We start from the raw sequence: 20,868 nt of genomic DNA, 5'->3' as shown, positions 1-20,868 counted from the left end.
GGGCGTTGCCCTGGGCTGGTATGTTATACCCCTTTGGGGCTGGCTGAATATTTTCTTAAGTTAATGGTAGTGGGGCAACGCCCCTGAAATTGTATCCGTGCCATTCTCTACCCTGGGGCGTTGCCCCTGGCTATATTAAAATACCCCTTTGGGGTGTTAGCGCTAAAACCCATATTTTAAGTTTTACCGTTAAACATTAGAGATAAATCTGTTCGCCTGAAAGGCGAGGGTTTTAACCTTGTGCATGGAAAATAAAACCGTAATAGAAAAAAACTAAGGAATGTGAGCAATGTATACCAATGTAATTGAATTAACGATTGATTTTGATAGTTTTGAAGACGCAGTGGAAAAAGTCATTGCTGCATTGAGCGCAGAAAAATTCGGTATTGTCAGCGATGTTAATGTGCAGGGAATTTTCAAGAAAAAAATGGATCATGAGATACCGGGCTACCGTATTCTTGGTGCCTGCATGGCTCCACTGGCAAGACGGGTTATTGAAGCCGATCCCGATGCAGGCGCGTTATTACCCTGTAATGTTGTGGTACGGGAAACTGAAGAGCAGCGGGTTTTTGTCAGCTTGATGTCTGCGCAGGCAGTACTTGCTCTGGCAGAAAATGAAGCAATTTCACAAGTTGCCCAGGAAGTGGATGCCATGCTGGAAAAGCTGACACCCTACTTTTCTGCCTAAGACTACTGTGGAAAAGCTGGATTTGGTCAGATTTCTCCTATAACACGCTATGGTAACTCAATTTTTTCTATATCAAACTGTATCAGTGGCGGTGGCGCATCTAAATCCAGCTTTAATTCCAGACTGTAAGTCATTCCAGCAAATGGCAGTTCAGGAATCAACAGGGTCTGGGTCAAGGGAATATAATTGACATAAGCCGCCTGGGCTTGTGTACTTAATTGCAGACTGGCGGTATCCAAAACCAGTTTGCTATTGGCATCTAGCAGCATTTCCGCTTGATACAGCAGTGGTTTGTCATCAGCTTGCGGGATGGTGATCGCAGGCAGCAACAAACGATTACTGAGTGCGTCAAAATCAGGATAAGCCAGCGCCTGACCTTCAGGCACGGAAAACAGCAAAGGCTGGGATTCAGTGACAAAACCGCTGTTATCTTCCGCTTTAATGGAAAAGACATAATCGCCCTGACTGGAAAAATCACTGAAACTATTGCTCCAGGTGTTTTCCGCGCTGCGGCGCAAGTACACAACCGGCGTGGGCAGGCGCGAATAACCATTTTCCGTGCGCTGACTGGCAACTTCCGGGGTCACGACTGAAGCCCACACTGAACGCACGCTGCCGCCCGGTATCTGGGTTTCCACTTGCAGTTCCATACTCTCTCCCGGTGCAACCACGGCGGGTGGCGTATTCACCGTGAGCGTGAGCATACCGGGTAAAGCGCCGAAGCAACCGTTCAGGCAATGCTGTTTAGCAAATAAACCACTGCGGGAATCTTCCAGTTGCGGGTTCTGGCGGTTTAAGGGCTTGCGATAGCCACTGATAAGCTGCCGCGTGTGGTTCATGGCTTCCTGATAAGTCGCGCCCTGACGTAGTTGATCCAGATACAGCTTCAGAAATGAAGAGCGCCCCAAATCGTCATAATAAGCCAGGTCTTCATCGGTGCTGCTGATAATCAGGCGCTGCTCAGCCGCCAAATCCGATACCAGTGTGCCGCTGTGACAGGCTTCTACGACCAGCACAAGCGCGTTGCCGGTATGTTGCTGATAATCATCCAGCCAGGTTTTTAACTGTGCCGTGCTGAGTATGTCCTGGCCTTGCGGGTCAAGCAGCAGACCGCCAGGAATACCGTGGTCAATAAAAAATATTATCAAAGGCTCATCCAGACTGCCTTGTTGTTTGGCCCACTCAAACGCCAGAGAGACATCATCCAGCGTGAGATCACGGGGATTTTCTCCCGCCCGGAAAGTACTCAGTGTCACCGGGGCATCGATCACATTAGCATCGGCATAAGCATCGGCATTGACATCCAGACTGGGCTGATAAGACAGAAAATAGATTTCCTGGTTGTCATAACCACGGGCGTGTAGCGTGTGATAGGCATAGCTTGCCATAAAATCCAGCGCCGCAGCTTGTTGATAACCAGCATTAGAACCACGCGGATGAATAATAATCGCCGCCCGCTCACCGTGTAATAAGCTGTTTTGCAGCGTTGTGTTATCTGTAAGCTGGCTTAACTGGACTTTTTCGCCAAAACCCAGATGCGCAATGCCACTCCATTGCGTCGCTATCCACAAACCACCCGTGTTATCCGCCTGCAAGGCCGTGACACTATCATCCGGCAGACCGGAACTATCTGAATTTAAGTGCAGCCAGCTTTCCATCGCGCTACGGTAACTCAGACCGCCACCACCCGCACCGCCACTCATGCCTATCCATAAACCATCATTATCATCTGCCAATAAAGCCATTACACGATTATCAGGCAGTGCGGAATTGCTGGTGCTGTAATGCTGCCATTGACCCTGAGTATTGAACAAGGCCAAGCCCCCGTAAACCAGATTGCTATCGCCGGTCGCATTGGGATCGCCAAAACCCACCCATAAACCGGCACTGGTTTGCGCCAGAGCGTGGACAAATTCCCCTGGCAAACTATTATCACTGCGCTGGTAAAGCTGCCATGTCCCGCTGGCATTACGATAAGCCAGACCACCGGGGCAATCCAGTTGATATTGGGAGGACAAGCCCACCCAGATACCGCCACTGTCATCAGTCAGCAGGGTTTTGACATAATTACCCGGCAAGGGGGTATTACCTTGGTTAAATACTGTCCAGTTGTCCTGCGAATCACGATACGCCAGACCACCGCCCCGGCTGTTAATATCTGCCGCTGGACTGCTGCCACAACCACTGCCCTGCCAGTTGCCACCGCTGCCATTAGATAATCCCGTACCTACCCACAATCCACCGAGATCATCCAAAGCCAGTGCAGTGACCAGATTATCCGGTAAATCTGAGTTTTGCAGATTGTACAGCGTGTATTCTCCGCTGGCTGAGCGATGCACCAAGCCACCGTTATTACCGGCCCAGATACCACCAGCACCATCGGCAATCAAGGCGTTAACATGGCCCATATAATCCACATAATCCGGTTGTTGCAGTTCACCTTCCGGGCTGAGATAAGACAAACCTCCACCAGCTTCCATGCCTATCCATAAGCCCTGCTGCGCATCATGCAGCAAAGACAATACACTATTGTGAGGCAAACCATTTTCATCCCCCGGCAGGGGCAGCCATTGTAAATCCGCTGTCAGCCTGACCATACCGGCTTCCGTACCCACCAGCAGAGAACCATTAGCATCCGCTAACAGACTCAATACGTAATTGGCAGGCAGGCCGGAATTGTAATGGTTAAATAATTGCCATTCCCCACTGGCGGCGCGATATGCCAAACCACCCTGCCAGGACATACCCACCCACAAGCCGCCGTTGGCATCCACCGCCAAAGATTCAATCCAGTTATCCGGTAAGGGTGAATTTTCAGTGGAATAAAAAGACCAGTTCCCTTGTTGATCCAAATGTGCCAGCCCCGCGCTTTGAGTGCCAATCCAAAGGCCGCTGTCAGCCACCGCTAACGCCTGTATGCTATCATCTGGCAACGGGCTGTTGGCGGACTGGTACAAAGACCAGACATTGTTGTTATCGCTATGTGCCAAACCACTTAAAGTGGCAATCCATACACCACCCGCGCCATCATCTGCCAGTGCGTGCACGCTGTCGCCGGGTAAATCTGAGTTTTCTGTTGTAAAATAAGTCCATTCCTGATTTTGATTTAACCATGCCAAACCACCGCCACCCCAGTGATCCTGCATCCCCACCCAAAGCCCGTCATGGGTGTACAGCAGGGCGCTGATATAATTATTGGGTAGCACAGTTGTTGATGCCGCTTGATCCGTGTAATAAGTCCAGCTACCGGATTTGCTATAGCGGGCTAAACCCCCGCCTTCGGTGCCAACCCAGATATTATGCTGCTCATCTGTTGCCAATGCCATCACGCTGTTATAAGGCAGGCCATCAAGATTGGTGAAAACCTGCAACAAAGCACCCGTTTGATAATCACGTTGTTCCAGACCGCCTTCAGTGGCAACCCACAAGGTTTTATCAGCTCCGGCATATAAGACATCACGGATGGTTTTTCTATGGGTGTAAAGTTCCCAGCCACTGTTTTCCTGATTAAATGGCAGACTGGCAGCAAGACTGAATGGAAAATTGATAAACATCAATAACAAAAGCAAATAATAAGTAGGCTTAAACATCTTATTTCCCCTGTAATTACAATCTGTTCCTTATCTTTTAGTATAGTACTCCATTTACTGCGAACATCACTTGTAAGTATGAACATCACTTGTATTTATAGGGGTAGCTTGCGTATGATTAGGGCTTCGGGCAATTGCCTTAATAAAAACAAGTTCTATCATGCAGCTTGTAATAGAAAACCAAGCTGCGCCTTATCACTGGAGGATTTTTTTATCATGAGTGTACGTGTATTTTTGAGTATGGCGGGTTGGTTGTTAGCTGCACCAGCAGTCATGGCGGAAACGGATGTGGCAGCACCGACCGCTGAGCCGCCAGCAGCGCAGCAGACTGAATCATTAACTGCGCCGTTACAGGAAAAAATAACAAAACTGGAAGCAAGCTTGCAAAACAGTCAGCAGCAATTAGAAACAAGCACACAAAAACTGCAACAAGCCAGCACTGAAGCACAAAAACAAGCGGCAGACATCAACCGGTTGCAGGCAACAAAACAAAAACTGGAACAGAACCTTGCCAGCGTGGAAAAAGCGCAAAGCAGTGCTACGGAAAAACTGAGCAGCCTGGAACAAGCCTTGTCCGAGCAAAAAACGCAAGCCAGCAAACTCAATGTGGATTTAGAAAAGACACAAGGTGAATTAACCCAGGCACAAGGTAAATTAACCCAGGCACAAGGTGAATTAACCCAGGCACAAGGTGAATTAACCCAGGCACAAAGCGCACTCACCCAAGCGCAAGGCGAACAACAACAATTACAAAATCAACTGACCCAGGCACAATCTCAAGTCACAAGTTTACGCGCAAAACTGCCCATCAGCGAAGGCGGCACGGCAGACCCGGAAGCCTATCGCCAAAAAGCCGCCAGTACGGTGAAACATTATGTGCAGTTGCGCCGTCAGAAACAGGATAAGTCTGTACAGCAAGCGGCTTTACAGCGATTGGAGCAGGAACAGCAGCAACTGGCTAAACTGACCCGCGCCAAAGCCATCCACACCGTGCGCCGGGGTGAGTCGTTATCGGCGCTGGCAAATAAATATTACCGTGACTCCCAACGCTGGAAGGACATTTATCAGGCCAACCAACATGTTTTAAGCAATCCTGATGGCCTGGAAGCGGGTTATATATTGGTGATTCCATAGTGCTGAGTTTCCCCCTTAGAAAAAGGGGGATTTATTCAGAATAAATCTCCCTTCATTCCTTGCACACCCGGCACCCCGGTTTTTTCCGACAACGGCGGGCAAATTTGCGCGGTGCTTTGTCTTTAATCTGGTAACGCATCACCGCGCATTCATGCTCGCTTAAATTGCTGGAAAAATAATGCCTGCCATTACCGCTGGCGACAAAATACAGGCTGTTACCTGCTGCGGGCTGTACTGCCGCCAGCAGTGCGGCGCGTCCCGGCAAAGCGATAGGCGTGGGCGGCAGACCGGCGCGGGTGTAGGTATTATAGGGTGTATCGCGTTGCAGGTCGGCTTTGCGGATATTGCCTTTAAAATTGTCACCCATGCCATAAATCACGCTGGGATCGGTTTGCAAACGCATACCTTTTTTTAAGCGGCGGCTGAATACCCCAGAAATCTGTGTATATTCCTGTGGGCTGGCGGTTTCTTTTTCGATGATTGAGGCTAATATCAAGGCCGCAGTTTTATCTTTCACCTGCACATCCGGGCTGCGTTGTTCCCAGGTGGCTTGTTGTTCTTTTTGCATTTTCTGATAAGCGCGTTGCAACAGCGCAATATCGCTGGTATTGGCGGTGAAATAATAAGTATCGGGGAAAAAACGCCCTTCCGGGTGGATGCCTGCCAGATCAAGTTGTTGCATGACCACTTTTGCAGCACTATTTTTGGGCAATTGATGGTTGAGATTTTGCGTCTGCTGCAAAGCACTCAGCAATTGTTTGAAAGTCCAGCCTTCTACAATTACAAACGCATGTTGTACGGTTTTACCGCTGATAAACAAGGCCAGCAGTTGCCGGGCATTGCTACCGGGCAGAATTTTGTACTCCCCGGCTTTAATTTGATGCCCCTTGCCCTGGCTGCGCGCCCATAATACCCAGGCCAGGGCGTTGGGGTAATTAAAGATTTTCTCCCGCACCAACGCTACTGCGATCTGATTCACGCCCATGCCTGGATTGATGGTGTAATAGGTAGTCTTTTGCGGCAGTTGCAGGGGGCGCTGTAAACCGTATTCATACAGCGCATAAGCCCCCGCACTGATTAACAATAGCGAGAGCAGGATGGCTAAAAACAAACGCACAAGAAATCGTTTTAACATATTAACAAATAATGATTGAGGAAATTGCGCATTATACCCAATCTGTCATCAAAGGTTTGTGCGGGTGTTGGTTTGAAATCTAAAATCAACAATATAACTTAGGAGTGAGAATTTTATAACTTCAGAAACTTGGCTGGTCTTTTTCTCCATTTTCTGCGTTGTGCCGGTTTGGACTTAGGCAGTTACATAGCTTGCTATGCGCCTGTTTTCACGCCTTGAAAATGAATAAAAATCCTGCGCCCAGTTCCTGCACTTATTTCATCCTCACTCCTTAGCATGAGGCACAAGCTTCTTTCAGCGCGATAAGCGCTGAAAGAAGCTTGTGCCGAACTCTTAATCTATGTCAATCTTAAACCCGGACCATTGATGCTTTGTTTCAGCGATTTTCTGGATTAAACCCGCTTCCACAAAACGCCCATACGCCAGGGAATTATCAAATAAACGCAATGATTGTTCAGCGCTGTTTAATAAAAACTTGCCACCGCCCAGCACTTTCAGATTGGCATCATCGACTTGAAGGGTTTCCGGATTATCCTGGTGATAAAGAATGTGTTGCGCATCCAGAAAGTGTTTTAAGATATCCACATGAAAACGGTGTAAGGTTTTTGGTGCAAAAACCAGATATGCTTCCTCCGCCCAGATGAACTGCACGAATTTACCACGAATTTCTGCCTGTGCCGGACTGTCAATATAATCAATAATCTGCATTTTATTAATAATGATAAATAATAGCCATTATCCCCCGGTTGTATTCATATAACGCATGATTTCAACTGGTTTTTCATGGCTGAAATCATGGCTGTGCGGTTTGTTGTGTATGGCCTTGAGTAAACTATTTTGCAGATACTCGGCATCACCGGGATGGGCGCGGACAATACGACGTAAATCCACCGAGTTTTCCTGACCCAGACATAGCAATAAACGTCCTTCTGCGGTAAGTCGCACGCGATTACAGGTGTCGCAGAAATCATGGCTGTGGGGTGAGATAAAACCGATTCGGGTATCGGGATGCGCTGGCAAGCGGTAATAACGCGCTGGGCCACCCGTGTTTTCCGGGGTGGGCAGCATCTGGTACTGAGTTTTTAAGTCTGCCAGAATATCATCGCTGGAATAATAGGCCTCTGCACGGTCATGACTGTTAATCAGCCCCAGCGGCATTTCTTCAATAAAAGTGAGATCCAGTTGTTTTTGGATGGCAAAATCCACCAGATCCGGTACTTCTTCGTGATTGCGGTGTTTCAGAATGACAGCATTGAGTTTTATGCGCTCAAAACCCGCTTCCCGTGCTGCATCAATCCCTGCCAGTACCTTATCCAGCTTGCCGTTACGGGTCAGCTTCAGAAATTTATCTGCTTGCAGGCTATCCAGGCTGATATTAATCCGTTTCACTCCCGACTCGCGCAAAGGTTTTGCCATCTGCGACAACTGCGAGCCATTGGTGGTCAGCACCAGCTCTTTTAAGCCCGGTAAATCCCCCAGACGCTCAAATAAAGACAGAATATTTCTGCGTACCAGCGGCTCACCGCCGGTAATACGAATTTTTTTCACACCTAAAAGCACAAAAGCACGTGCAATCTGCTCAATTTCTTCCAGGGTTAGAATTTGCTCGCGTGGCAGGAACTGCATTTTTTCATCCATGCAGTACACGCAGCGAAAATCGCAGCGATCTGTCACAGAAATACGCAAATAATTGATGTGACGATTAAAGCGATCAATAAGTGGGTGGGTGTTTGCTGTGGTCATTTAAGATTCCGCCTGTATCCTTTGCCTCGGTAAATTATGAATATCAGGATATTACGCCTCAAATGACCGACCTGTAAAGCCTTTAGGCGATTAAAATCTCGTTAGTTTATATAAACACTGCGCTTCTTTTATTTCTACGCTCATTTTGTAACACCAAAGACAGACAATAAAAACAAGTTAAATGTATTCGTTATTTAACCTGAGGCACCTGAGGCAGATGCTCTATCTGTATGCCTTGCCGTCCGGACATGCGTTGCGACAGAATGACTATAATGTTCTGGGTGTAGGGGAAAATCAGGCGGGCAATATGTTGTGCGCGTAATTTCCCCGCCTGAATATTTGCCAGTCCCTTTTTCCCCGGCGCAATACCGCTGGTGATGAGAATTTTATCCTGACTGTTGATTTTCAGACGTTGCAGTGTTTGTTCCAGCGTTTGCCGTTGTTTTGATAATAAAAAAACATAATCATCAGAAAAATGTATTTGCCATTGATAATGTAATTTTTTTATTGCTCCGGGATGTGCTATCTTTTTTTTATTTGCCACTGCCATAATATTATTATTGCGGGTGTGATGCGTATCAGCATAACTAAACTGGTTTCCATGGAAACTCAATAATCCAGATTGCCAGGATGGTAACAGGCCGGTGATAACAAACAGTAGTAAAATACGCACAATGATATGCATTATTATTGGCTCTCCATGATGATGTTTTCAGTGGGCGCATTTTTAAAACATGCAAGTTTTACACCTTTTGGCTTTGCTTGCCCACACTTTATATTTATTAGATTATGAAATCAATTTTGTATAAAATCTGTTTTTTTGTCCCGGAAACTCACCTTGAGCAAGTCAAAAATGCCTTGTTTGAACAGGGCGCGGGACGTTTTGAAAACTATGATGCCTGTTCCTGGCAAACGCTGGGGCAGGGACAATTTCGACCGCTTGCGGGCAGTCAACCTTTTTTGGGGCGGGAAAATATTATCGAAACAGTCAATGAATATAAAGTGGAAATGATTTGTCAATCAACTGTCATTGCTGCCGTCTTAAAAACATTAATCGCGGTGCATCCTTATGAGGAACCCGCTTATGATGTTTACGAAATTAAACAAGCTAAAAACTTTCCGGGCATTATATCATGACTGACTGGTTTTCTAAATTGACCCCGGATATCCACCATCGCCTGGATAATTTACAGCAAAGTTTTGGAGAAATTTTAGATCGCAGCATGGATCGCTCTGTGCGATTGGCGGTCACGGGCTTAAGCCGCAGTGGTAAAACGGTGTTTATCACATCCCTGGTGCATCAATTAATTCACGGTGTCAACAGCCAGCATTTACCTTTTTTTAAGATTGTTGACAGTGATCGACTGCTGGGCACAAAAGCGCAACCGCAGCCGGATCTGCATATTCCCAGTTTTCGCTATGACCTGGCGGTTGATAAACTCAGCGCCAATCCACCTGACTGGCCGCAACCGACCAGTGGCATCAGTGAAATCCGTCTGGCAATTCGTTATAAGCCCGCCAATCCGGTATTGGCCCGATTTTCACCGGTGAATACCTTATATGTTGATATTATCGACTATCCGGGAGAATGGCTGCTGGATTTGCCCTTGCTGGATTTATCCTATGAACAATGGTCAGAACAAACCGCAGCCTTATGTGATAAAGAACCGCGTTTGCGTCTGTCAAACACCTGGCGCACGTTTATGGATGGCGTTGATGTGACGCAACCGGCAACGGATGAAACCCTGCGTAAAGCCAGCCAGTTATTTACTGATTTTTTAATGGAATGTAAAAAGAAAGAACATGGTTTGACCTTATTACAACCAGGACGTTTTACCATGCCCGGTGACTTAAAAGGTGCGCCCCTGCTGGAATTTTGTCCTTTACTGCGTATCCCATCTAATACTACAAAATCTGGAAATGATTTTTATCATGTGATGAAACGCCGTTATGAGTCGTATAAGGAACATGTGGTCAGAAAATTTTACCGTGAGCATTTTTCGCGTTTTGACCGGCAAATCGTATTAGCCGATGTCCTCAAAGCCTTTAATACCGGTCATGAAACTTTTCAGGATATGCGCACTGCGATTAATCTGGTGCTAAAAAGTTTTCAATATGGAAAAAATAATTTTTTCTCGCGCCTATTGAACGGGAAAATTGATAAACTGTTATTTGCCGCCACCAAAGCGGATCATGTAACACCGAATCAATTACCAAATCTGGAAAGATTTTTACAATTAATGTTGACGGAAGCCAATAACAATGTCATGTTTGAGGGTGTAGAGACGGAAACCGTTGCATTGGCATCATTGCAATGCACTAAAGCGGTGACACAACAGTATCAGGGACAAGCCTTATCCTGTATCCAGGGGATACAAAAAGAAGGTGATAAATCAGTTGCAGTATTCCCCGGAGAAATCCCGGCAGATATACCGCTACCAGAAGACTGGGTGGACGGTCGTTTCCGTTTCCTGGATTTCAGGCCCCCGCATTTACCCAACGTGCGCAATGGCGTATTACCGCATATCCGCATGGATCGTGCACTAGAATTTTTGCTTGGAGATAAATTCTCATGACCACCAAAACCTGGCAGGCTCCTATCGTATTTGAGTTAGACGAGGCTAAGCCCGTTGCCAAAGAAAAAAAACCTGTGAGTCAATCCGTAAAAACTGCGGAAAAAGCCAATATGAAACCTGTGGCTTTTACTGAAAAATTTGAAAAACCGACAACTGCGAGTGCAAAAGCGCCCACTCAGCGCCAAATTCAGCATCCGGCTCAGCATCCGGTTCAGGAAAAAATCAAAGCGGTGGATAACACACAGACCGAGGATTTTGCGCGCATTGACGATGAGCCAGTTCACATACCCGAAACTGAGCGCAACTTACCCGAAGCACTGGAGCGGTTTTTCGATAAACTCGACAGCCTGCCACTGCCGGAAGTATTGTCTTCCCGGATTAACCGGGAACAGGCGCAGCAATTTTCTCCACTGCGCTGGTTATTCGCTTCGCTGGCAGCCTTATTGATGTTGATGCTGGTAGTGGATACCTGGCGTTTTCTGGCAACGCAATTTAACGGCAGTCTGTTTCTGGGTCTGGTATTCAGCTTGCTGGTCTTGACGATCACGGCTACGGCAGGTTGGCTGGCTTGGTCGGCCTGGACAGAAATCCGGCGCTTGCGCACAGTTTCCACCTTGCAGGAAGAAGGTGAAACACTGCTGGAAAATGATGCTTATGGTCATGCCACACCATATCTGAACAAGGTTGCACATTTTTATGAGCAACGTGCTGATGTCAAACCCGGCATAGACCGTTTTTATATCGTTGCCAACGATCACCACACGGATACCGAAGCCTGCCAGTTATTTTCCCAGCAGGTGTTAAAAGACCTGGATGAACAGGCTTATCGTATCGTTTTGAAACGCTCTAATGAAACCGCTTTAATGGTAATGATCAGCCCCATTGCTTCTATCAGCACCATTCTCACCTTATGGCGTAACATGCAAATGATTCGTGATGTGGCAACGCTGTATGGTGGACGCCCTGGCTTTTTTGCCTCGTTTCCTTTGCTGGGCGCGGTGGTACAGAACCTGATTTATGCTGATGTCAGTGAAATTATGGCGGACTCAGTGGGTGAAATCTTTGGTGGTGGTGTGTTATCCGTGGTGTCTGGACAAATGGCACAGGGTTTGGGCAGCAGTTTGATGACTGCCCGCGTTGGTTTGTTTGCCATGCACGCCTGCCGTCCTCTGCCGTTTCAAAGCAAAGAAAAACCCAGCCTGAAAAATATTCGCCATGAGGTGTTACGCTCGCTGAAAAAAGCGATTACGGGTGATAAAACATCGCGTTTTAAGAAAGCGGTTATTTAAAATATATCGTTTTTCATAAAAATAGCTTCACGGATAACACCCTTCGAAGGGGTGTTATCCGTCATACCAAGTATTGCGCAAGGGAATCTACTAAGCTACATTCCCGAAGCAAACGTTTCCGCTACTCATCTTCATCTTCGTCCTCATCGTCTTCGTCGTCTTCATCTTCATCCTCGTCCTCGTCCTCGTCCTCGTCCTCGTCATCATCGTCTTCTTCCTCATCCTCGCCCTCTTCTTCGGCTTCATCCGGGTCGATGACTTCAAATTCATGACGGGCTTTGACGATATATAAACCTGCGGGGAAGTTATAATAGAGACGGGCCTGGTATTTACCGGGTTTTAATTTAGGAAACTCATGGCTGCCTTCGGTTAAACCGCCGGTGCGCCAGGAATAAGTGCCAGTTTTATCATAAACTGAGTCCGGCTTGATGCTCAGACTTAAAGCAATCCAGTCAGTTTTGAAACCCGGTAATTTAGAGAATTGCACCACAACCGGATCGTCAGCGGTATATTGGGCTTTTTCAGTTTTCACTTCACTGGGCGGATCAATAATTTCAAAATCATAGGATTGTTGTACTTTCCAGCCATGTTTCACGATTTCAAAATAGACGCGGATACTGTACTTGCCACTTTCCAGCCCGGTAAATTCCATGCTGCCTTGTTTTTTATTGGCGGTGTATTGCCATTTTTGCGGCAGTACGCGGGTATGTACAGAGGGGGGTGCAATGGCAATAATATCTTCACGGTTGCCGGGCATGCCTTCAAAATTCACAACAACCGGTTCATTCAGATAAAATTTTGCTTTGCTGGTCTCAACTTTGAGGACTTTTTCAGTGGCTGCGGCAGGCTGGGCATCACCTTCAGAACTTGCTGCCGTTGCTGCTGCTTTTGGGCTTACTTGAAATGTACTGCGGGCATGGACTTTATAACCACCAATGGGATAATTCAGATAAAGACGGGCTTCATATTTGCCTTTCGCTAATGCCTTAAATGTCATTGCCCCCGATTTCTGGCCTTTGCTGTATTGGCGATTTTTACCGGGCTTAAAGGCGGTGCTGTCCGGTGTGGTAATCACTATCCAGTCTTTTTGATTGCCAGGTAAATCCGAAAATTCAATGACCACTTCCTGATCCGGTGTATAGCTTTCTTGCGTGGGTTTAATTTCTGGTGCAGCCAGTGCTGTTTGCAAGGCAAACAGGCTCCAGGCCAGCATCAAATACATTATTTTTTTCATGAGCTTCCTCCAGTGGAATAATTAACCTGAGTTCGGTGTAAGCTTTATTCATTGCTTATGGCGATGAAAGCCGCTTCCAACTCACGCTAAGTTATTGATAGTATGTGCTGAACTTAGGTAACTCGCAGCGAATAATACCCCCATTTCGCTGGTCTTTTTACCCGTTTTCTGCGTTGTAAAAACCGTTACATAGCTCACTATGCGCCGGTTTTCACGCCTTGAAAACGGATAAAAATCCTGCGCGCTATGGGGGTGTTATTTCTTGCGAGTTACCTTAAGCATTTGTTCTTAAAAAACCTTATGTTGATTTCAGGTTAATTAAGATTGGATTCTGACACACCTTGAGTATAAATCAAACTCACCATGCGACCGGTTTGGGGATTTTGACGATAAGAAAAAAAACGTGCATCCTGCCAGGTGCAAAAATCACCGCCACTGACCTGGGTAAAACCGGATGCCCGTAAGCGCAAACGTGCCAACTGGTATAAGTCTGCCAGCCAGTGACCGGGCTTGCTGGCAACAAAAGCAGTTGCGCTGTGTTTTTGGGCTGCGATGAAGGCCTCGCGCACTTCTTCTCCCACTTCAAACATCTGTGGGCCAATGGCTGGCCCCAGCCAAATCAAGGTATTGTCTGCTTGGAACTGTCCGGCGCTTAAAGTTTGCTCAATAATACCTGCCAGTAACCCCCGCCAACCGGCATGGGCTGCCGCCACTTTTTTGCCATCGCGGCTGCAAATCAAGACGGGTAAACAATCAGCGGTGAGTACGGCGCATACGGTATTGCTGTGTGCTGTCCAACTGGCATCTGCGCTAATGGGCGTTTGCGGACAGGGTAATTCAACCACTTCCGTGCCATGAATTTGTTGTAGCCAGACGGGTGGACTGGGTAAATCCAGTTCGGCTTGTACAATGCGCCGGTTTTCAGCCACCGCAGCAGCAGCATCCCCTACATGATCACCCAGATTCAATTGTGCAAAATCTGCTTGGCTGACACCCCCCATGCGGGTGGTGGTACAAGCAAAAACCTGAGGTGGTGCGGGCCAGTCTGGGCGGATAATGGGTATCATAGTTTAGCTTCTGATCATCTTGTACAGGTAGCGGCTCAGGGGTGTTGTCCCTCAGAAAAAATCACGACTCATACAGCACCGGCTAAGTTACTTTCTTATGTCGCTATAACTGGCTCATGATTTTTGGGAATCGGCAGGGCGCGCAACCAAAGCATGAAGACAATCAGCACGTCCAGCATAATCAGCACTTCCCAGGCATATAAATGCGCCCACTGAAAAGCAGACAAGCTCCATTGCCCCAGATAAAACAGGCTGATAATGCGTATGATGTTTAAGCCCTGCACCGCAAGTGCGCCAATCAGTAAACCCGTAACACGATAAGCATTGCTGGCGGGAAAGGCAAACAGCGCGGCAATCAGAATAATCAGGGCTTCAACCCCATTACAGCCACTACGAATCACAACAGCAAAACTGCGATCACTACTGCGAATTTCCGCACCTGTGACCAATACGCCGGGGTCAAAATAGTGTACCAACGTGCCACACAATGCTGCCAGTTGTGTTGTCCAGGGTAAAATCAGCATCTGTTGTACCGGCATACTCATTTCCAGTACAAACAAAACCACAAGAATTAGCAGAAAGCGTAAAAAAAACAGTCCCATCAAATTTCCCAGATACAAAAATGGTTATTTTCATGGGTACTTTTTTAACACGAAACGGAATTAAAAGCGATAAGGAGTGAGGATAAAATAAGTCCAGTTTCTGAAGTTATAAAATTCTCACTCCTAAGGAGTGAGGATGAAATAAATACAGAAACTGGGCGCAGGATTTTTATTCATTTTCAAGGCGTGAAAACAGGCGCATAGCAAGCTATGTAACTGTTTTCACAACGTAGAAAATGGAGAAAAAGAGTAAATATTCGGTCATCCTATCAGCTGAGAAAAAAAGTAGTACAGCAAGAGGAAAATGGTGTATAAAATAGCCCATGGAAGTTACGACAACAGCACATTCCTCAGATGGCGTTCAACCAATCGTCTGCTTTACCTCAGATGAGCCAGCGCCCTTTGCTCAAGAAACGATAATTATTACCAAACAGCAGGATATAGAACAGCGTTGCCGGATAAACTATCTGGAAGCTCAACAGATTCGGGATAAGGCTAAAATAAAAGCGCTTGAGGAAGAAATAATCCTCAAAGATGCAAAAATTAATGACCTTAATAAACGTTTATTCGGTAAAAGTAGCGAAAAAAGCAAGAAACAAAACTCTGAAAAAAATACCAATAACTCTGACCAAGCTCCCAAACGTAACCGAGGACAACAACCGGGTAGCCCCGGTCATGGTCGGACTAATCGGCCTAATCTACCTCTTGTTCATACCGCCCCATTGGATTTACCGGATGAGCAGAAAAAATGCCCTGATTGTGGACTCCCTCATATTCGCAAACCTGAATTAGACAAACAAAGCGATGTGATAGAAGTCGAGGTAAAAGCCCACACCCGTCGCTATTCACGACCAGCCTATACACGTAATCAGGGGTGTACGTGTGACAATCACCTTCCCACTATAATTACGGCACCACCACCACCCACGTTAATTCCCCACAGTTCCTATAATGTCAGCTTCTGGGTAGAAGCAATACTCAATAAATACCGTTATGGACAGCCAGCCAATCGCTATTTGCAAGGCTTGCAAGATTTGGGGTGTCCCGTCTCTCCAGGGACACTGGCAGGTGGACTGAAAAATCTGGCACACTTGTTCGATCCCATACTGGAAGCACTCTACATCCGACAAATGGGAGAAAAAATTTTCCATAATGACGAAACCCGTTGGGAAGTCTTCGTAGAAATTGAAGGCAAAGTGGGTAGTCGCTGGTATCTGTGGGTTACTCGCTCTCAATCAGTCATATTCTACTGCATTGACCCCAGTCGTAGCGCAACCGTTCCTGGCGCTCATTTTGCTGGTTTGCAAAATGACCTCGTCATCATTATCTGCGATCGCTACAGCGCCTACAAAAAACTCGCGCGATTAGCAGACAACATTATCCTTGCTTTCTGCTGGGCGCATGTACGACGTGATTTTCTTGACGCTGGGCGTGCTTTTGCCGAACTTAATGAATGGGGACTGGATTGGAAAGAACGGATTGGTAATATCTATCATCTGAACAAATTGCGGCTTGAGCATTGGAATCCAGAACTGCCGTTAAGCGAACAATCCAAACAATTCACTCAATGCCAGCAAACCCTGCAAGATGCACTGCAACGCATGCATGATGAAGCCAGCAAAGGCATAATGCAGGACAATAACAAACAACAAAATAAGTCCCAAGCAAGCAAACGCTCAAATAGCGCCCAGATAAAACAAAAAAAAGTCTATCAAAGCCTGCTTGATCATTGGCAGGGACTCACCGTATTTATCGAAAACCCAGATGTGCCGATGGATAATAATTTAGGAGAAAATGCTATTCGCGGTCCAGTAACAGGTCGCAAAAGCTACTACGGTTCAGGTAGCATCTGGAGCGCGGAGTTAGCAGCAGCCCTGTTTTCTATTACCCAAACCCTGGGGGTTTGGGACATCAATCAGCGCCACTGGTTAATGGCTTATCTTACTGCCTGTGCCGAAAATGCTGGCAAAGCACCCCAAGACATAAATTCATTCATCCCCTGGTTGATGGATGAAACGCGCAGGGCAGAATTGACTCGTCCCTATCCCTCCCAAGCACCTCCTGCAAATTCAGTACAAACTCATCTCAACTCATGAGCAAGCATTACTGCAGACACAATTTCAGCAGTAAATAACTCTGATACTTGAGGATACTCTGCCGCCATTGTGTCTGTTGAATGGGTATATCCTGCATTGCTGGAAACCAGGCAATCGTCCTGCTCAGTTTTACCATCACAACTTGACAAACAGCGTGTTCAAATCAAAGACTTATAGGGAAATCCCTTGAAATAGTGCCTAAATAAAGTGCCAATCAGTTGATATTACTGGGAATGGGGAGACGGAATATTTACGAAAAAGACCAGCCAAGTTGCTGAAGTTATAAAATTCTCACTCCTAAGCATGACGTTTAATCTCTTCTACGCTAACCACGCTCACTGAAGCCCGTGCTTCCGAGTTTTTTTACTCATATTGGAAGCGCTGGTGACAGAAATGTTCATGAGTGCTTCCAGGGTCAGATGAGGTAATATCTTCACCTGCTGGTTTGTATCCATTTCATTAAATAAATTATTCAGGTCATCAAATGTATTTTTATCAAACCCAGTGTTATAAGTAAAAGCCACACTAGGTAATAACAAGGCAACCACGCAGGCTAAAGCATTTTTTTGTAACATGATAGTTTTTCCGTGCTATAGTAAAATTTTTTGCTAACACATGCTAAGTATTTTGATAATACACACTAAATCTTAATATCCTTCCCTGAAAACATTTTATATTAGGTTCAGGTTAGATATAAATATTTCAAGTTTAGCATGTAAATAGCTATTTGGAAAAAGCCTGGAAAGAATTTAGATATAAAATTTAAATATAAAATATAGAATTGCCCCACCAGCAATGATAGTCTATTTTTTAGTCAGCCGCGTCACCCCCGTCCAGGTGCCTTCCAGCGGTGGTTTTTCCAACAAACTGTGACAGCGTTCCTGATAGATTTCAATCATGCGATCTCCTGGCAACAGCGTATCAATATGGTTAAATATATCCACTGCCTCCTGCCATTGGCGTTGTTTATACAGGCTCAGTGCCTGATGATAATCATCCAGCGTGGCCCGAAATTGTACTTTTCGGGCTTCAGGTTCTGCATCCAGTATGGAATAAATGGTCAGTGATTGCGCCTTGCCTTTGACTTGTACCGTATCAATTTCCCGAATTAAATAGTCATCTGGATTGTTTAAACATTGATAGGTCGATTCAGTGATACCGATATTAATCGCATATTGTTTGGTTAAGCTTTCCACACGTGAAGCGACATTCACCGTATCGCCAATAACGGTACTCTCTATGCGTTCTTCAAAACCGATGGTGCCCAGCGTCAACGGGCCGGTGTGGATGCCGATGCCGATATAAATTGGAAATTGCTCATGTGTTTTGCGGTATTGGTTCAGCAGTTGCAGGCTTTGGATCATGCCAATAGCGGCAGCAACGGCATTATCGGTGGTATAGGGATGTTTGCCGGGAAACAGTGCCATAATCGCATCACCGATATATTTATCGATAAAGCCACCATTGCCAACGATATTAGGGCCGATGCTTTGCAGGTAAATATTCAGAAAGTTAAAGGTTTCTTCCGGGGTGAGCTGCTCGGACAGAGAAGTAAAGGCGCGAATATCGGAAAATAAAACCGACATAGATTCCTGGGTGGCCTCGCCCAGTTTAACTTCCTCAATTTCTTTTTTACCCAGATGGCTGATAAATTCCGTAGGTACAAAACGCTTAAATGCAGCATTTTTACGCGCTATCTGCTCCTGGCTATGAATATTTTCAACCGCAACCGCCGCTTGACTGGCTAAAGAATAAATGATTTCAATCTGGTTTTTTTCAAAACGGGCAGCTTCCCCGGTTTTGGGATCGGTGGGATTAATCAACTGCAAAACACCAACGGCTTGATTGCGCCGATCCAGCATGGGAATCGCTAACATGCCGTGAGTTTTGTAACCCATTTCCGCGTCATATTGAATGGTGGAGGAAAAATCAAATTGTTGGTCATGATAAATATCTTCTGCCTGAATCACTTCCTTATGTTTTGCGCAATGTGCAGAGATTTTATTTTCATCAATGGAAATCGCAGGCAGGGTGTTGCTGTGACCGGAATCTCCGCCCATAAAAATATTCATGGATTGGTTTTGTACAATCTTAAAATATAATTGTTTATCTTTAAGTACATACAGAGTACCGCCATCGGCATGACAGACATTACGCGCTTCCGCCACAAACAAGTCCAGCAAAGTATTCAGATTCTTTTCAGCCGATAATGCCGTGCCAACACGAGTTAAGGTATCAATCGTGTTTTTCATCATCTGATCGATTTCTTTTTCACGGGTAATATCCCGAATCAGCACCACGCTGCCGATATATTGGCTGCCAATATAAGTCCCGGCCTCTTCATGAAGACTATCTTTTTGAATGATTGCAGTGGCGACGGCCTGCCCGATATGCTCACCTGCCAGTTTAATTTCCGCGCTGTGTACCTTGTTGGGATATAAACGGGACTGGTGTATCAGTTCACTGATTTCAGCATTAAACTGGGTGCATTCTTTTTCCAGCAGGCTTTCTGAGCCTGATTCTGGATTGTTATAATTGGGAAACATGGCTGACAACGCAGGATTAACCTGGATAATCAGGGTACGGTTATCGGTGACCAATAAACCATCAGGCATATTGTCGATAATGGCGGCCAGGTGAGCCAGGGCATTTTGTAATTTATGGGTGGCTTGCTCAATACGTTGCTCCAGCGTTTCCACCAATTCATGCAACTGACGTGACATGCCATTAAACGCAGTTGCCAGCGTACCCATTTCATCTTTTAAATCAAGGCTGATTTCATAGGATAAATCTCCAGAAGTAATACGTTTAACACCATTGAGCAGGTGGTTTAACGGCCCTAGTATGCTGTGTGCCAGCCAGTAACCCAGCACGGAAGCGCCAATAATGCAAAACAGCATAATGCCCAGCATACTCAGACCTGCTTTTAAGATGGTTTGCATATAAGGCGCGGCAGAACGGCTGATAGCCAGTACCGCAATCGCTTGACCGCTAATATTTTTTACGCTTTGATATTCGGCTAACTGGCCATCAAAGTCGATTTCTGCCACTTCCAGATTACCGGGGGTGCTGATGAGTTGTTGATACAATGCGGGTTTAATATGTGGCGGGCTAAGCGTGTGTTGCAGTGTTTTATAATTAATCGCCTGTCCATTTTGATAAATAACAGCATCCACGCCCAGCAAATCCTGAATCCTTTCACTGAGTTGTGCATTGTTATTTAAAATATAATGTACAATAACCGCACCGATGATTGCACTATTATCCGAGCGTTTATTGGGTGCATTAGACCGTGCTTTTACCCGGTCGCTACGATGAATGGGACTGATTGCGCTAATCGCCAGAAATGATTGCCCATTGAGCTTAATATGTTCAGAACTGGCAACACTGCGATCTTCTTTCAGTGCAACTTCCAGCAGTGCATTATGGGTAAAATCCTGAAAATTATTTAAGATTTCAAAATCAGGTTTGACAGCTTGCGCCAGACGCTGTTTTTGTGGATTGACCACGATTAACTGATGCGCATTAATATTTTGTAAAAATTGATCCAGGTGACCTGCCAGTTTGGGTTTAATCTCAAAATGTACCAGTAGTTTTAATGCATTTTGCCGCGACAGGCGATGACTGGTATTTTTGATTTCTTTAACCTGATTCTGGTAGATTAAATCAGCCAACTGAATATGCTTACGCATATTGAGCAGTGCCTCACTACGG

At 46.0% G+C, this 20,868-nt stretch carries 16 protein-coding genes; 6 read left to right on the top strand and 10 right to left on the bottom strand.

Going from position 1 to position 20,868, the window contains the following annotated elements:
• Positions 1-289: 289 nt before the first annotated feature.
• Positions 290-688 carry a DUF302 domain-containing protein gene (locus tag QUF61_RS13455; protein ID WP_103919755.1) on the top strand — a complete coding sequence of 133 codons (399 nt, stop codon included), beginning with the start codon at positions 290-292 and terminating at the stop codon, positions 686-688.
• Positions 689-735: 47 nt separating this feature from the next.
• Here QUF61_RS13455 and QUF61_RS13450 read toward each other — a convergent pair whose 3' ends face one another.
• On the bottom strand, positions 736-4,278 hold the full coding sequence (locus QUF61_RS13450; RefSeq protein WP_289682151.1) for a two-component regulator propeller domain-containing protein: 3,543 nt from the start codon (positions 4,276-4,278) through the stop codon (positions 736-738).
• A gap of 216 nt (positions 4,279-4,494) precedes the next feature.
• On the opposite strand from QUF61_RS13450, the gene QUF61_RS13445 reads away from it, so the two are divergent.
• Entirely contained in the window at positions 4,495-5,412 is a 918-nt protein-coding gene (locus QUF61_RS13445; protein WP_289682148.1) for a LysM peptidoglycan-binding domain-containing protein, read from the top strand.
• 52 nt (positions 5,413-5,464) lie between these two features.
• On the opposite strand, the gene mltG is transcribed toward QUF61_RS13445, so the two are convergent.
• From mltG to QUF61_RS13425, 4 genes are all read right to left on the bottom strand, one after another.
• On the bottom strand, positions 5,465-6,547 hold the full coding sequence (gene mltG, locus QUF61_RS13440) for an endolytic transglycosylase MltG (RefSeq protein WP_103919750.1): 1,083 nt from the start codon (positions 6,545-6,547) through the stop codon (positions 5,465-5,467).
• Positions 6,548-6,880: 333 nt separating this feature from the next.
• Positions 6,881-7,255 carry a hypothetical protein gene (locus QUF61_RS13435; protein ID WP_103920561.1) on the bottom strand — a complete coding sequence of 125 codons (375 nt, stop codon included), beginning with the start codon at positions 7,253-7,255 and terminating at the stop codon, positions 6,881-6,883.
• Between the two features lie 27 nt (positions 7,256-7,282).
• Positions 7,283-8,290 carry a GTP 3',8-cyclase MoaA gene (gene moaA, locus QUF61_RS13430; RefSeq protein ID WP_289682144.1) on the bottom strand — a complete coding sequence of 336 codons (1,008 nt, stop codon included), beginning with the start codon at positions 8,288-8,290 and terminating at the stop codon, positions 7,283-7,285.
• 190 nt (positions 8,291-8,480) lie between these two features.
• The gene (locus tag QUF61_RS13425) at positions 8,481-8,975 is read right to left on the bottom strand and encodes a hypothetical protein (protein ID WP_103920559.1); all 495 of its coding nucleotides are present in this window, start codon (positions 8,973-8,975) and stop codon (positions 8,481-8,483) included.
• 116 nt (positions 8,976-9,091) lie between these two features.
• Here QUF61_RS13425 and QUF61_RS13420 point away from each other — a divergent pair, with 116 nt between their 5' ends.
• From QUF61_RS13420 to QUF61_RS13410, 3 genes are read left to right on the top strand one after another with little or no spacing between them, the layout of a single operon-like run.
• Complete coding sequence (locus QUF61_RS13420) at positions 9,092-9,427, top strand: YqfO family protein (protein WP_103920562.1); 336 nt, start codon at positions 9,092-9,094, stop codon at positions 9,425-9,427.
• A complete protein-coding gene (locus QUF61_RS13415; RefSeq protein ID WP_103920558.1) occupies positions 9,424-10,866 on the top strand; it encodes a YcjX family GTP-binding protein in 1,443 nt (480 codons plus the stop codon). The genes QUF61_RS13420 and QUF61_RS13415 overlap by 4 nt, the downstream gene beginning before the upstream one ends.
• A complete protein-coding gene (locus tag QUF61_RS13410; RefSeq protein WP_289682141.1) occupies positions 10,863-12,155 on the top strand; it encodes a TIGR01620 family protein in 1,293 nt (430 codons plus the stop codon). The genes QUF61_RS13415 and QUF61_RS13410 overlap by 4 nt, the downstream gene beginning before the upstream one ends.
• A gap of 121 nt (positions 12,156-12,276) precedes the next feature.
• Here QUF61_RS13410 and QUF61_RS13405 read toward each other — a convergent pair whose 3' ends face one another.
• The 3 genes from QUF61_RS13405 to xrtH form a co-directional block, all read right to left on the bottom strand.
• Complete coding sequence (locus QUF61_RS13405; protein ID WP_289682138.1) at positions 12,277-13,389, bottom strand: hypothetical protein; 1,113 nt, start codon at positions 13,387-13,389, stop codon at positions 12,277-12,279.
• A gap of 314 nt (positions 13,390-13,703) precedes the next feature.
• Positions 13,704-14,456: a peptidoglycan editing factor PgeF gene (pgeF, locus tag QUF61_RS13400; protein WP_289682136.1), complete on the bottom strand. Its 753-nt coding sequence runs from the start codon at positions 14,454-14,456 to the stop codon at positions 13,704-13,706.
• Between the two features lie 95 nt (positions 14,457-14,551).
• Positions 14,552-15,058 (bottom strand): exosortase H, encoded by a 507-nt coding sequence (gene xrtH / locus QUF61_RS13395; protein ID WP_289682135.1) that lies wholly within the window; start codon positions 15,056-15,058, stop codon positions 14,552-14,554.
• Positions 15,059-15,381: 323 nt separating this feature from the next.
• Here xrtH and tnpC point away from each other — a divergent pair, with 323 nt between their 5' ends.
• Positions 15,382-17,154, top strand: a complete 1,773-nt coding sequence (gene tnpC, locus QUF61_RS13390; RefSeq protein ID WP_289682134.1) for an IS66 family transposase — start codon at positions 15,382-15,384, stop codon at positions 17,152-17,154.
• A 335-nt stretch (positions 17,155-17,489) separates the two neighbouring features.
• Here tnpC and QUF61_RS13385 read toward each other — a convergent pair whose 3' ends face one another.
• Positions 17,490-17,729 carry a hypothetical protein gene (locus QUF61_RS13385; protein ID WP_103920553.1) on the bottom strand — a complete coding sequence of 80 codons (240 nt, stop codon included), beginning with the start codon at positions 17,727-17,729 and terminating at the stop codon, positions 17,490-17,492.
• Between the two features lie 228 nt (positions 17,730-17,957).
• Entirely contained in the window at positions 17,958-20,846 is a 2,889-nt protein-coding gene (locus QUF61_RS13380) for an adenylate/guanylate cyclase domain-containing protein (RefSeq protein ID WP_289682131.1), read from the bottom strand.
• Positions 20,847-20,868: the final 22 nt, after the last annotated feature.

The organism is Candidatus Venteria ishoeyi (genome assembly GCF_030378065.1).
GTDB lineage: Bacteria > Pseudomonadota > Gammaproteobacteria > Beggiatoales > Beggiatoaceae > Venteria > Venteria ishoeyi.
The sequence above is the reverse complement of the archived record's forward strand: the minus strand, read 5'-3'. Positions and strand labels throughout refer to the sequence as shown.